The 12,880-nt window shown below is 62.9% G+C and carries 12 protein-coding genes and 1 pseudogene; 12 read left to right on the plus strand and 1 reads right to left on the minus strand.

Annotation, left to right across the window (positions count from 1 at the left end):
* Nucleotides 1-324 (plus strand): annotated as a pseudogene (locus ACESMT_RS13915) (HPr kinase/phosphorylase); the annotation flags it as partial.
* Nucleotides 325-422: 98 nt separating this feature from the next.
* On the opposite strand, the gene fur reads toward ACESMT_RS13915, so the two are convergent.
* Nucleotides 423-869 carry a ferric iron uptake transcriptional regulator gene (gene fur, locus ACESMT_RS13920; protein ID WP_372827191.1) on the minus strand — a complete coding sequence of 149 codons (447 nt, stop codon included), beginning with the start codon at nucleotides 867-869 and terminating at the stop codon, nucleotides 423-425.
* A gap of 151 nt (nucleotides 870-1,020) precedes the next feature.
* Here fur and ACESMT_RS13925 point away from each other — a divergent pair, with 151 nt between their 5' ends.
* The 11 genes from ACESMT_RS13925 to ACESMT_RS13975 form a co-directional block, all read left to right on the plus strand.
* Nucleotides 1,021-1,602, plus strand: coding sequence for an outer membrane protein assembly factor BamE (locus tag ACESMT_RS13925; protein ID WP_372827192.1), 582 nt, complete (start codon nucleotides 1,021-1,023; stop codon nucleotides 1,600-1,602).
* 5 nt (nucleotides 1,603-1,607) lie between these two features.
* Nucleotides 1,608-2,432 carry a 4-hydroxy-tetrahydrodipicolinate reductase gene (gene dapB / locus ACESMT_RS13930; protein WP_372827193.1) on the plus strand — a complete coding sequence of 275 codons (825 nt, stop codon included), beginning with the start codon at nucleotides 1,608-1,610 and terminating at the stop codon, nucleotides 2,430-2,432.
* A 127-nt stretch (nucleotides 2,433-2,559) separates the two neighbouring features.
* Nucleotides 2,560-3,306, plus strand: coding sequence for a MotA/TolQ/ExbB proton channel family protein (locus ACESMT_RS13935; RefSeq protein ID WP_372827194.1), 747 nt, complete (start codon nucleotides 2,560-2,562; stop codon nucleotides 3,304-3,306).
* A complete protein-coding gene (locus ACESMT_RS13940) occupies nucleotides 3,303-3,731 on the plus strand; it encodes an ExbD/TolR family protein (RefSeq protein ID WP_372827195.1) in 429 nt (142 codons plus the stop codon). Before ACESMT_RS13935 ends, ACESMT_RS13940 begins: the two co-directional genes overlap by 4 nt.
* A 129-nt stretch (nucleotides 3,732-3,860) precedes the next feature.
* Nucleotides 3,861-6,509 (plus strand): leucine--tRNA ligase, encoded by a 2,649-nt coding sequence (leuS, locus tag ACESMT_RS13945; protein WP_372827196.1) that lies wholly within the window; start codon nucleotides 3,861-3,863, stop codon nucleotides 6,507-6,509.
* Between the two features lie 11 nt (nucleotides 6,510-6,520).
* Nucleotides 6,521-7,021 (plus strand): LPS assembly lipoprotein LptE, encoded by a 501-nt coding sequence (gene lptE, locus ACESMT_RS13950; protein WP_372827197.1) that lies wholly within the window; start codon nucleotides 6,521-6,523, stop codon nucleotides 7,019-7,021.
* 16 nt (nucleotides 7,022-7,037) lie between these two features.
* Nucleotides 7,038-8,156 carry a DNA polymerase III subunit delta gene (gene holA / locus ACESMT_RS13955; protein ID WP_372827198.1) on the plus strand — a complete coding sequence of 373 codons (1,119 nt, stop codon included), beginning with the start codon at nucleotides 7,038-7,040 and terminating at the stop codon, nucleotides 8,154-8,156.
* A gap of 6 nt (nucleotides 8,157-8,162) precedes the next feature.
* Nucleotides 8,163-10,079 carry a type IV pili methyl-accepting chemotaxis transducer N-terminal domain-containing protein gene (locus ACESMT_RS13960; RefSeq protein WP_372827199.1) on the plus strand — a complete coding sequence of 639 codons (1,917 nt, stop codon included), beginning with the start codon at nucleotides 8,163-8,165 and terminating at the stop codon, nucleotides 10,077-10,079.
* Nucleotides 10,080-10,089: 10 nt separating this feature from the next.
* On the plus strand, nucleotides 10,090-10,764 hold the full coding sequence (locus ACESMT_RS13965; protein WP_372827200.1) for a response regulator: 675 nt from the start codon (nucleotides 10,090-10,092) through the stop codon (nucleotides 10,762-10,764).
* Between the two features lie 161 nt (nucleotides 10,765-10,925).
* Nucleotides 10,926-12,188: a nitrate/nitrite transporter gene (locus ACESMT_RS13970; RefSeq protein ID WP_372827201.1), complete on the plus strand. Its 1,263-nt coding sequence runs from the start codon at nucleotides 10,926-10,928 to the stop codon at nucleotides 12,186-12,188.
* 26 nt (nucleotides 12,189-12,214) lie between these two features.
* On the plus strand, nucleotides 12,215-12,880 hold a 666-nt coding region (locus tag ACESMT_RS13975; RefSeq protein ID WP_372827202.1), incomplete at its 3' end, for an MFS transporter.

A 12,880-nucleotide genomic window follows, 5' to 3' on the forward strand; every position in this document is an offset into this window, starting at 1 on the left:
GAGGTGCGCGGCATCGGCCTGCTCGACATCAAGGCGATTTTTGGCGAGACGGCGGTTCGGCGCAAGATGCGGCTCAAGCTGATCGTGCACCTGGTGCGGCGCGAGACGCTGGAGCGCGAATACGAACGCATCCCCTATGAGCCGCTGACGCAGGACGTGCTCGGCATCCCGGTGCGCAAGGTGGTGATCCAGGTGGTGGCCGGCCGCAACATCGCGGTGCTGGTGGAGGCCGCAGTTCGCAACGTCATCCTGCAGCTGCGCGGCATCGACACCTACCAGGAGTTTGTGGACCGCCACCGCCAGGCCATGGAGCGGGGCGGCTGAGCCACACCACCGCTACACTATTGATAGCAACATGCGACCGTTCCATAAGGGCTGGAGCCAGATTTTGCTCTGGGGTTTATCTGAAAATGCGCGCAGGCTCAGTTGTGATGCCGTGGCGAGCTGGGGCGGTTTGGGCACTTGTCCTTGGTGCAATTGGCGTACATCGACAGTGAGTGATCTGCAATCGTGAAGCCCTTGGACTTGGCGACGGCGTGCTGCCGCTTTTCGATCTCGGCGTCGTAAAACTCTTCGACCTTGCCGCAATCCAGGCAGACCAGGTGGTCATGGTGCTGGCCTTCGTTGATCTCGTACACCGCCTTGCCGGACTCGAAATTGCTGCGGTTGAGCAGGCCTGCCTGCTCGAACTGCGTCAGCACGCGGTACACGGTGGCCAGCCCGATGTCGGACCGGTCTTCAAGCAACACCCGGAAAACATCTTCGGCCGTCATGTGGCGCTGCTTGCCGGCCTGGAAAATTTCGAGAATCTTCAGGCGGGGCAAGGTGGCTTTCAGGCCGGTGTTTTTGAGTTCGTCGATATTGCTCATGGCGGTATCCCGGGATAGGTAGGCAAAGCGGGGGAAGCGAAAAAGCGGGTCAGGCCGGCAGGCAGGGTGTTGGCCGACTGGGTTGCGGGGAGTCCGGGGGGAGCCACACCCTGCCGCTACAATGACCGATCATATCGCTACACCCTATCCCATGTCTGCAAAAAATCGTCACGGCATTCGAACCGCTCTTACCGTCCTGGTGTGCAGTGTGTTGACCGCCTGCGGCGGAACGAAGGGCATGAGCAGCGGGCTCAGCGACAGCAAGATCAACCCGGTCAACTGGATTACCCCCTACAAGATGGAGGTCGTCCAGGGCAATTTTGTGTCCAGGGAGCAGGTCGACTTGCTCAAGCCCGGCATGCCGCGGGCGCAGGTGCGCGAGGTACTGGGCACGCCGCTGCTGGCCAGCATGTTCCACGCGAACCGCTGGGACTATGTATTCGCACTGAAGCGGCAAAATGCGGAGCTGCAGTCGCTCAGGCTCACGGTGTTTTTCAAGAACGATGTGCTGGAGCGTTTCGAGGGCGACGCCATGCCCAGCGAGTCCGAATTTGTCACCAAGCTCGACTCCCGCCGCAAGCTCGGCAAGGTGCCGGTGCTGGAGCTGACGGAAGAGCAGCTCAAGGCGCTTGACAAAAAACCCGCTGCGGCAGCTGCGCCCAAGCCGGTAGCCCAGCCTTTGCCTGTGGCGCCGACCGCCAGCTACCCGCCACTGGAAAGCCCGGCTCGGTGAGCGCCGTGAGTCTGACCAGCAGCATCGCCCCTCTCCAGATTGCCGTCGCCGGTGCCAGCGGCCGCATGGGCCAGATGCTGGTCGAGGCTGTACGCGCCAGCGGCGACTGCCAGCTGAGCGGCGCGCTTGACGTGGCCACAAGCCCCGGGCTGGGCTCCGACGCAGCCGCCTTTCTAGGCCAAGCCAGCGGTATCACCATCACCGCCGATCTGACCGTCGGCCTGACCGGCTCACAGGTGCTCATCGATTTCACGCGTCCCGAAGGTACCATGGCGCACCTGGCCAGGTGCCGCGAACTCGGCGTCAAGCTGGTGATAGGCACGACCGGGTTTTCAGAGGCGCAAATAGCGGAGATTGCCACTGCCGCCAAAGACATCGCCATCATGATGGCACCCAACATGAGTGTCGGCGTCAATGTCACGCTCAAGCTGCTGGAAATGGCCGCCAAAGCCCTGAGCACCGGCTACGACATCGAGATCATCGAAGCGCATCACCGCCACAAGGTCGATGCGCCGTCCGGCACCGCGCTCAAAATGGGCGAAGTGATTGCCGACGCCCTGGGCCGCGACCTGAAAGACTGTGCGGTTTACGCCCGTGAAGGCGTCACCGGCGAGCGCGACCCCTCGTCCATCGGGTTTGCCACCATACGCGGCGGCGACATCGTCGGCGACCACACCGTGCTGTTTGCCGGCACTGGCGAACGCATTGAAATCACCCACAAATCCTCCAGCCGCGCCACCTATGCCCAGGGCAGCCTGCGGGCGGCGCGCTTCCTGGCTGGAAAGCGGGCGGGTTTGTTCGACATGTTCGATGTTCTGAACCTGAAATGAACCCTGCCACGAGCCGGGAATCCCCGTCTTCACCAGCCAGGGCCGCGGAACCGGCTCCGCCGGGCCGCAGGCGCAGCGCCCCCTCGGGGGGCAGCGAACCACACGCAGTGGGGAGCGTGGGGGCCCTATGAATGTGCTGGAACTGATCGCGCAAGGCGATGCCGTGACCGGGCTGGTGGCGGTATTGCTGCTGGCGATGTCTGTGGCCAGCTGGGTGGTCATCGTGTGGAAAGCCTGGCTGCTCAGGCGCGCGGCAGGAGATGTGGCGCGCAGCACGGCGGTGTTCTGGCAGTCTGCGGCCATCACCGATGCGCAGAAAAAAGTGGCCGCTTTCGATCGCGAGGCGCTGGTGCTGCCCCTGATCGCCGCCACCGCGCGCCAGGCTCCCGGCACGCTGGCATCGGCCGGCGACATCTCGCAGCAACTAACCCGCGTGCTGCGTGACGCGCTGCATGCGGTGCTGCACAAGCTGCAATACGGCCAGGTCCTGCTGGCCACGGTCGGCTCGACCGCGCCGTTTGTCGGTCTGCTCGGCACGGTCTGGGGTATTTACCACGCGCTGGTGGGCATTGCCGCCGCCGGTCAAATCACCATCGACAAAGTGTCGGGTCCCATCGGCGAGGCGCTGATCATGACCGCCGCCGGCCTGGCGGTGGCGATACCGGCCGTGCTGGCGTACAACATTTTCGGCCGCAACATCAGCCGTATCGAGGCCAACCTGGAAGGGTTTGCCTACGATCTGCGCGAGTTATTGGCCCCCACGCTCGTCACTTCGTGTACTTCGCTGCCCCCCGAGGGGGCTGGCTCCGCTCGGGGCGGCCCTTCGCTGTCGCCGCTGGCCCCCGAGGGCGGGCAGGTGGAGCGGTCATCGTGAGCTTTGGCCGGCTTGAGCGCAACCCCGGCGCACAGCCCATGAGCGAGATCAACGTCACGCCGCTGGTCGATGTCATGCTGGTGCTGGTGGTGATTTTCATCATCACCGCGCCTCTGCTGGCCAGCTCAATCAAGCTGGACTTGCCACGCACCGATGCAGCCAAGCCGAATGAGGCGCCGCAATTCGTCACGCTGGTGGTCGACAGGGCGGGCCAGGCTTTTTTGAATGACCAGCCGGTCTCCAGGGTGCAGCTGGACCAGCGCCTCAGGCAAAGTGCGGGCCTGAACCCCGACACGGAAGTGCAGCTGCGCGCCGACGAGGCCGTGCCTTATGGCCGGATTGTCGAGGTCATGGGCATTGCGCAGAAGGCTGGCCTGAACCGCATCGGTTTTGTGGCGGATACACCGCCCACAGGGCGCCCGTAAAATTGTGGCGAAGTCACAATTTTGAGTCTCTGAAAAAAGCGACGGGCCGCCCCTAGCTCTTTTCACCGTTTTTAACCGCCCGAAAGTATCGTGCGACCGAAGGGAGCGAAACTTTCGGGCGACATAGCCATGCAAGACAAATACAACCACCTCGACGTTGAGCGCAGTGCGCAGGCCCAATGGACTGCGTCCGACGCTTACCGCGTCACAGAAGACAGCAGCAAAAAGAAATACTACGCCTGCTCCATGCTGCCCTACCCCAGCGGCAAGCTGCACATGGGCCATGTGCGCAACTACACCATCAACGACATGCTCACGCGTTACCTGCGCATGAAGGACTACAACGTGCTCATGCCCATGGGCTGGGACGCTTTCGGCCTTCCGGCAGAGAACGCCGCGATGAAAAATGGCGTGCCACCGGCGAAGTGGACCTACGACAACATCGCCTACATGAAGAAGCAGATGCAGGCCATGGGGCTGGCCATCGACTGGTCGCGCGAAGTCGCCACCTGCGACCCGAGTTATTACAAATGGAACCAGTGGTTGTTTCTGAAGATGCTGGACAAAGGCATCGCCTACCGCAAGACCCAGGTCGTCAACTGGGACCCGGTGGACCAGACCGTGCTGGCCAATGAACAGGTGATCGACGGTAAGGGCTGGCGCACTGGCGCCGTGGTTGAAAAACGCGAGATACCCGGCTACTACCTGAAGATCACCGACTACGCCGAGGAGCTGCTGGGCAGCGTCAGCCACAAGCTGCCGGGCTGGCCTGAACGCGTCAAGCTGATGCAGGAAAACTGGATAGGCAAAAGCGAAGGTGTTCGTTTTGCCTTTCCGCATGTGATCCGGGGGGCAGACGGTGCACTGATCGGCGACGGCAAGATGTATGTCTTCACCACGCGCGCCGACACCATCATGGGCGTGACCTTTTGCGCGGTGGCGCCCGAGCATCCGCTGGCGCTGCACGCGGCGGCGTCAAATCCGCTACTCGCCGCCTTCATCGAAGACTGCAAGTCCGGCGGCACCACCGAGGCCGAACTCGCTACGCAGGAGAAAAAGGGCGAGCGCACCGGCCTGTTTGTCACGCATCCACTGACCGGCGAACAAGTCGAGGTCTGGGTCGGCAACTACGTGCTCATGAGTTACGGCGACGGCGCGGTGATGGGTGTGCCGGCGCATGATGAGCGCGATTTCGAGTTTGCCAAAAAATACAAACTGCCCATCCAGCAGGTCACCGATGTGCCCGGCAAGACCTACAGCACAGCAGCCTGGGCCGACTGGTATGGCGACAAACAGCAGGGGGTTGCGATCAACTCTGGCAAGTACGACGGCCTGGCCTTCAAGCTGGCAGTCGATGCCGTGGCGGCAGACCTGGCGGCTAACGGCCTGGGCGAGAAAAAAACCACCTGGCGCCTGCGTGACTGGGGCGTGAGCCGCCAACGCTACTGGGGCACGCCGATTCCTATCATCCATTGCGACGAACACGGCGCGGTGCCGGTGCCCGAAAAGGATTTGCCGGTGGTGTTGCCGCAGGACTGCGTGCCCGATGGCTCGGGCAACCCGCTGCACAAACACGAGGGTTTTCACGCGGGTGTCACCTGCCCGGTCTGCGGCAAGCCCGGTCGCCGTGAAACCGACACCATGGACACCTTTGTCGATTCGTCATGGTATTACATGCGTTACTGCGATCCGAAGAACGAGGAAAAAATGGTGGCGGAGGGCGCCAACTACTGGATGCCCATGGACCAGTACATAGGCGGCATTGAACACGCCATCCTGCACCTGCTGTATGCACGCTTCTGGACCAAAGTCATGCGCGACATGGGCCTGGTCACGGTCGACGAACCTTTCACCAAGCTGCTGACCCAGGGCATGGTGCTCAACCACATCTACTCGCGCAAGGTTGCCAAGGGCGGCGTCGAGTATTTCTGGCCCGCCGATGTCGATGACGTGCATGACGAACACGGCAAGGTGACGGGCGCTAAACTGCGCACGGACGGCTCCATGGTCACCTACGAAGGCGTGGGCACCATGAGCAAAAGCAAGAACAACGGGGTCGATCCGCAGGACCTGATCGAGAAATACGGCGCTGACACCGCACGCCTGTACACCATGTTCACGTCACCGCCGGAAGCCACGCTGGAGTGGAACGACGCCGGGGTCGAGGGCTCCTACCGTTTCCTGCGCCGGGTCTGGAACTTCGGCGTCAAGCTCAACGCTATGAATTTAGGAGCTGATGGCGCACGCCCCCAAAGGGCCGAAGCCGTATTTGACAAGGAAACGCAGGCGCTGCGCCGGGAAATTCACACCGTGCTCAAGCAGATCGACTACGACTACCAGCGCATGCAGTACAACACCGTGGTGTCGGGGAGCATGAAGCTGCTCAATGCCCTCGAGGACTTCAAGGGCCAGACCTCGGCAGGCGCGGCTTTCGCCTTGCGCGAAGGAATGGGCCTCCTGCTGCGCTGCCTCTACCCGGCAACGCCGCATGTCACCCACGCCCTGTGGTCTGACCTGGGTTTTGCCAAAGACCACGGCGGCCTGCTCGACGCACCTTGGCCGGAGGTCGATCCGACCGCGCTGGTGCAGGACGAGATCGAGCTGGTGCTGCAGATCAACGGCAAGCTGCGCGGGTCGGTCACCGTGCCCGCCGGCGCCGACAAAGCTGCGATCGAGGCGGCAGCGCTGGCCTCGGAGGCTTTTCTCAAACAGGGCGCCGGCGCGCCCGCAAAAAAGGTTATCGTGGTGCCGGGCCGTCTCGTCAACATCGTTCTCTGAAGGAAGCCACCATGCAACGTCGCGTTTTTCTGCTGGCCACCCCTGCAGCTGCCAGCCTCAGCGCCTGCGGTTTTGCGCTGCGCAAGGCGCCCAACTATGCATTCCAGACCATTTTCAGCAGTGCGGCCGAGACCTCCACACTCGGCACCGAGCTAACCCGCAATCTGGAAGCCGGCGGCAAGGTCAGGGTCATACGGGACCCCCGCCAGATCGACCAAGCAGAGGCGATTCTGGATGTTTTGCTGGACCAGCGTGAGAAAACCGTGGTCGGCGTCAATGCCTCTGGCCAGGTACGCGAGTTTCAGCTGCGTACCCGTTTTCGCTTCCAGTTGCGCACACTCAAGGGCAAGCTCCTCATTCCCCCGGTGGAGATCGTGCTGCAGCGCGACATCACCTTCAACGAGTCTGCGGTGCTGGCCAAGGAAACCGAAGAGGCCCTGCTGTACCGCGACATGCAAAGCGACATCGTCCAGCAGGTGCTGCGCCGGCTTGCGGCGGTCAAGGAACTCTGACGGGCAATGGACCACCATGCAGCTCTCGCCCAACCAGCTTCAGCAACACCTCCAGCGCGGACTCAAGCCGCTTTACACCCTGCACGGCGACGAGCCGCTGCTGGTTCAGGAGTTTGCCGATGCGCTGCGCGGCGCGGCGCGCGAGCAGGGCTACACCGAGCGCACGGTACACACCGTAGCCGGCGCCCATTTCGACTGGAGCGAGGTGCTGGCCAGCGGGGGCTCGCTGAGCCTGTTCGCCGACAAACAGATCATTGAGATCCGCATCCCCAGCGGCAAGCCCGGCAAGGACGGCTCGGTGGCGCTGCAGCAGATCGCCGAACGCTCGCAGGGCGACGACAGCACGCTGACCCTGGTGCTGCTGCCGCGGCTGGACAGCATGGCGGCCAAGGGGGCCTGGTTCAGCGCGCTTGAGAGTTTTGGCACCACTGTCAAGTTCGACCCGATCGACCGCCGCACCCTGCCGGCGTGGATCGCGCAGCGATTGCAGCAGCAAGGCCAGCGCGTGGCCGACGGCGAGGAAGGCCAGCGCACCCTGCAGTTTTTCGCCGACCGGGTCGAAGGCAACCTGCTGGCGGCGCACCAGGAAATCCAGAAGCTGGGCCTGCTGTACCCGCCCGGCACCGGCGACGCGTCGGCCGTCCTGAGCTTTGACCAGGTCGAAAACGCCGTGCTCAACGTCGCACGTTACGACGTGTTCAAGCTGTCTGAAGCCGTGCTGGGCGGCCAGGCGCTGCGCGTGCAGCGCATGCTCGATGGCCTGCAGTCCGAAGGCGAGTCCGAGGTGCTGGTGCATTGGGCGCTGGCTGAAGACATCCGCAGCATGAAGCGCGTAAAGGGCGCTCTGAGCGCCGGCCGACCCATGCCGATGGCGCTGCGTGAAAACCGCGTCTGGGGCGTGAAGGAAAAACTGTTCGAACGCGTGTTGCCCCAGATCGGTGAAACCACCCTGGCCAACCTGCTGCATGCCGCGCACAAGGTAGACGGCATCGTCAAGGGCTTGAAGCAACCCGACTGGCCGGCCGACGGCTGGCAGGCGCTGCACCGGCTGGCCGGCATGGTGTGCCGCGAGTGTGCCGCACCGATGGCCCCGTCTCGCGGATCGCGACGACCGACAGGTGATGCAAGGCCGTAGAGGCATATGCAACACACCGCCTCGCTCTCCCAAAAACTCATCCGCATAGGCGCCAGCCTGCTGGTCGTCGCTCTGGTTTCCATCGGGCTGACCCTGTGGGTGACCTGGCAGCTCGAGGGCGGTGCCGCGGCGGTCAACGAGGCCGGTCGCATGCGCATGCAGGCCTGGCGTCTGGTCAGCGCCGTTCAGGCGGGCATGGAGCGCACCGAACTGGTGGCGCTGGTGGCCCGGTTCGATGAGAGCCTGACCGTATTGCGCGCGGGTGACCCGTCGAGGCCCTTGTTCGTTCCCTGGGATGATCAGGTACGGCAGCGTTTTACGGAGGTCGAATCCCTGTGGCGAGATCAGCGCCCGCTGTGGCTGGCCGAGCCGGCTCCGCCAGCACAAATTCTGTTGAGGGCCGGGGGCGATTTTGTGGACGCCAGCGACCGCCTGGTGCTGGTGATCGAGCAGCACCTGTCGCGGCTGACCGCCATCCTGAACCTGTTCCAGCTCCTGATGATGGCACTGGCCGTCGGCGGCGCGGTGATCATGCTTTACACCGGCTACATGTATGTGATCAACCCCCTGGGACGGCTTCGGCAGGGTTTGCGCGAGCTGGAGACCGGGGATTTCAAGACCCGTATCGAGGTCGATACGGTGGACGAGTTCGGCCAGGTGGCCGGCAGTTTTAACCACATGGCCGCCACTTTGCAGACGCTTTACAGTGAACTGGAGGCCAAAGTCGAGGCCAAAACGCGGCGCATCGAGGCCCAACGCGCGCGACTCGAGGCCCTGTACAAGGTCAGCGCCTTCCTGGCGCAGGCCGGCAGCATAGACGAGCTGGCGCGCGGCTTTGCCCAGCGCGTGCGCGATGTCATGAAGGCCGATGCTGCAACCGTGCGTTGGTCCGACGACGCCAATCAGCGTTATCTGATGCTGGCTTCCGACTGTTTTCCGCAGGACCTCGTCGAGGAAGAACGCAGCCTGCTGGCGGGGGCGTGCGCCTGCGGCAACCTGCGACCGGACGCCCGTACCCGCGTGATCCCGATTCTCAGCCACGACGACGCGCCGGTGCGCCATTGCGCCAAGGTCGGCTATGAGAGCGTGGTCAGTGTGCCCATCCGGCTTCAGCACCGCTTGCTCGGCGAGTTCAACCTGTTCTTCCGGTCCCCCGTCCTGCTGAGCCCCGACGAAATCGAACTGCTGGACGCGCTGGCCAGCCATCTGGCCAGTTCCCTGGAAGGATTGCGCGCCGACGCGCTTGATCGGGAGGCAGCGGTAGCACAAGAGCGCGCCTTGCTGGCGCGGAATCTCCACGACTCGATTGCCCAGTCGCTGGCTTTTCTCAAAATCCAGGTGCAGCTGCTGCGCGGTGCGGTCAGCAAGGGCGAGACAGAGCAGACGGAAATTGCACTCGACGAGCTCGACACCGGCCTGCGCGAAAGCATTGGTGACGTGCGTGAGTTGCTGGTGCATTTCCGTACGCGTACCAACACCGACGATATTGCGCAGGCCCTGCAGGAGACGCTACAGAAATTTCAGAATCAGACCGGCTTGCCCGCGCAGTTGCAGGTGCACGGCCAGGGGCTGCCACTGCCCCCGGATATACAGGTGCAAGTGTTGCACATCATCCAGGAGGCCCTGTCCAATGTGCGCAAGCATGCGGGCGCGACCGAGGTCGGGGTTGAGGTGGCCAAAGGCGCGCGTTGGCGCTTTGCAGTGCGCGACAACGGTGCCGGTTTCGACACCCGCAAACACCCGGGAGAATCGCACGTCGGCCTGAACATCATGCGGGAACGTGCCGCGCGCATTGGCGCGGCGGTGGATGTCAGCTCCCGGGAAAGGCAGGGAACCACGGTGACCCTGACCCTGCCGGAACACCCCGAAGCGGTAGCCGGCGCGCTCGCCCTGCAGGTGATCGAATCCGGGGGGCTGATTTGAAGCCAGTACGATGACGCCGGTTGCACTGCTGGTGGTGGATGACCACAAGCTTTTTCGCCGTGGCATTGTGGCGCTGCTGTCGCAGGACGCGCGCTTCAAGGTGGTGGGTGAAGCCGGTGACATTGGCGAAGCGCTGCGCTGTGTTGTACAGGTTTGCCCTGACCTCATCCTGCTGGACAACCACCTGCCGGGCGTGCTTGGCGTCGACGGCATCGCCGCACTGAAGGAGGCGGCCCCGGACACCCGCATCCTGATGCTGACGGTCAGCGAAAACGAAGACGATCTGGCTGCGGCGCTGCAGGCCGGCGCCGACGGCTACCTGTTGAAAACGGTTGAGCTGGACAGTTTGTGCGAATCGATCATCAAGGTGCTGGGCGGCGAGTCGGTGGTCAGCCCCGAAATGATGACCAAGCTGGTCGCCGCCTTCCGTGCCAAACCGCAGGTCGCCGTGGGCGAGGGGTCGGCGCCGGGCCCGCAGGACCTCCCGGCGCTGCTGCTGCTGTCAGCGCGTGAACGCGAGGTGCTTGCGCTGATTGCATTTGGCGACAGCAACAAACTGATTGCGCGCAAGCTCAACATCGCAGAGACCACGGTGAAGATTCACGTTCAGCATATTCTGCGCAAGCTGCAATTGAGCTCCCGCGTGCAGGCCGCCGTCTATGCGGCTGGCCTGCCCCTGCATTGACAAAGATCAAGTCGCGCGCAGTTTGACGCCCGGCTAGTTCTTCAGGAGGAGGGCCGCATGCAGCACCCGGCTGGGTACTAGCCCTTTCCGACGTTCCAAAGGAGGATGTTCAAGCCCTCGGTAAAAGCCGACAGTCATGCCATGTGTCTGGAGAAACATGCATGGCCTCTGAACCGGAAAACCCTAGAAAAGCATGGTCGGTGCTGATTGTCAGCACGCTGGCCTTCACCGTCTGCTTCATGGTCTGGATGATGTTCGGCGTCATCGGCATCCCGATCAAGAAGATGCTCAACCTGAGCGCCACCGAGTTTGGCCTGCTCGCGGCCACACCGGTTCTCACAGGGTCGCTGATCCGGGTACCACTCGGCATCTGGACCGACCGTTATGGTGGACGCATCGTCATGGCCCTCCTCATGGCCGCCACCATCCCCGCGATCTGGCTCATGAGTTACGCCACCGCCTACTGGCATTTTCTGGTCGTTGGCCTGTTTGTTGGCCTGGCTGGCGGATCGTTCTCTGTCGGCACACCGTATGTGGCGCGCTGGTTCCCGAAAAACCGCCAGGGTATGGCCATGGGTGTGTACGGCGCTGGCAATTCGGGAGCCGCTGTCAACAAGTTTGTGGCGCCGGTCCTGCTGGTAGCCTTTGGCTGGGCCATGGTGCCGCAGGTGTATGCGGTCATCATGCTGGTTGCGCTGGTGCTGTTCTGGTTGTTCAGCCACACCGACCCGTCGCACCTGGTGCCCAGCCATGTCAAGTTCAGCGACCAGCTCAAGCTGCTCAAGGACCCGAAGGTCATCAAGTACTGCCAGTACTACAGCATCGTGTTCGGTGGATATGTGGCCTTGTCGCTGTGGATGGTGCAGTACTACGTTGGCGAGTTTGGTCTGGACATCCGCGTGGCCGCGCTGCTGGCAGCCTGCTTCTCCCTGCCGGGCGGCGTGCTGCGCGCTTTCGGCGGTGTGTTATCCGACAAGTACGGCGCGCACAGTGTGACCTGGTGGGTGATGTGGGTGAGCTGGGTCTGCCTGTTCCTGTTGTCTTATCCGCAGACCGACTTCACCATCCTTACAGTCAACGGCCCGGCGACCTTCCATCTCGGTCTGAACGTTTACACCTTCACAGCCCTGATGTTTCTGCTGGGCATTGCCTGGGCCTTCGGCAAGGCCAGCGTTTTCAAATACATCAGCGATGACTACGGCGCCAACATCGGCGCGGTCAGCGGCATTGTGGGGCTGGCGGGCGGCCTGGGCGGCTTTGTGTTGCCGATCATCTTTGGCGTGCTGATGGACCTCACCGGCATCCGCTCCAGCGCCTTCATGCTCATGTATGGCGTGGTCTGGGTCTCGCTGATCTGGATGTACTGGACCGAGGTGCGGCGCACCGAAGTCATGGGAAAAAACGCGGCTGGCGCGCAGGCCTGACAGCAAGTTTTCACCAGGAAACCACCATGAATACCAACACCAATTCCAGGATTGACATCGCCGACTGGCGCCCCGAGGACGAGCAGTTCTGGGAAAGCACCGGCAAACGCATCGCCTACCGCAACCTGTGGATATCGATACCCAGCCTGCTCTGCGGTTTTGCCGTCTGGGGCATGTGGGGCATCATCACCGTGCAGATGCTCAACCTCGGTTTTCCCTTTACACAGGCCGAGTTGTTCACGCTGGCGGCTATTGCCGGCCTGGCCGGCGCCACCATGCGCATTCCGGCATCCTTTTTGATCCGGCTGGCAGGCGGGCGCAACACCATTTTCCTCACCACCTCCATGCTGCTGGCGCCGGCTATCGGCACCGGCATCGTGCTGCAGCACCCCGAGTGGCCGCTGTGGTCCTTTCAGCTGATGGCGTTGTGGTCGGGTGTCGGCGGCGGCAATTTTGCCAGTTCCATGTCCAACATCAGTACCTTTTTCCCCAAGCGGCTGCAGGGCACGGCGCTCGGCCTCAACGCGGGCCTGGGCAATTTCGGTGTGACGGCCATGCAGATCGTCATTCCGCTGGTGATGACGATGAGTATTTTCGGAAGCTTCGGCGGCGAGTCGATGACGCTGGTGAAAGACAGTGGCTGGATCTTCGGCAAGATTGCCGCCGGCACGCCGACCTGGATTCAGAATGCC

The organism is Polaromonas sp., from assembly GCF_041689105.1.
Lineage (GTDB): Bacteria > Pseudomonadota > Gammaproteobacteria > Burkholderiales > Burkholderiaceae_C > Polaromonas.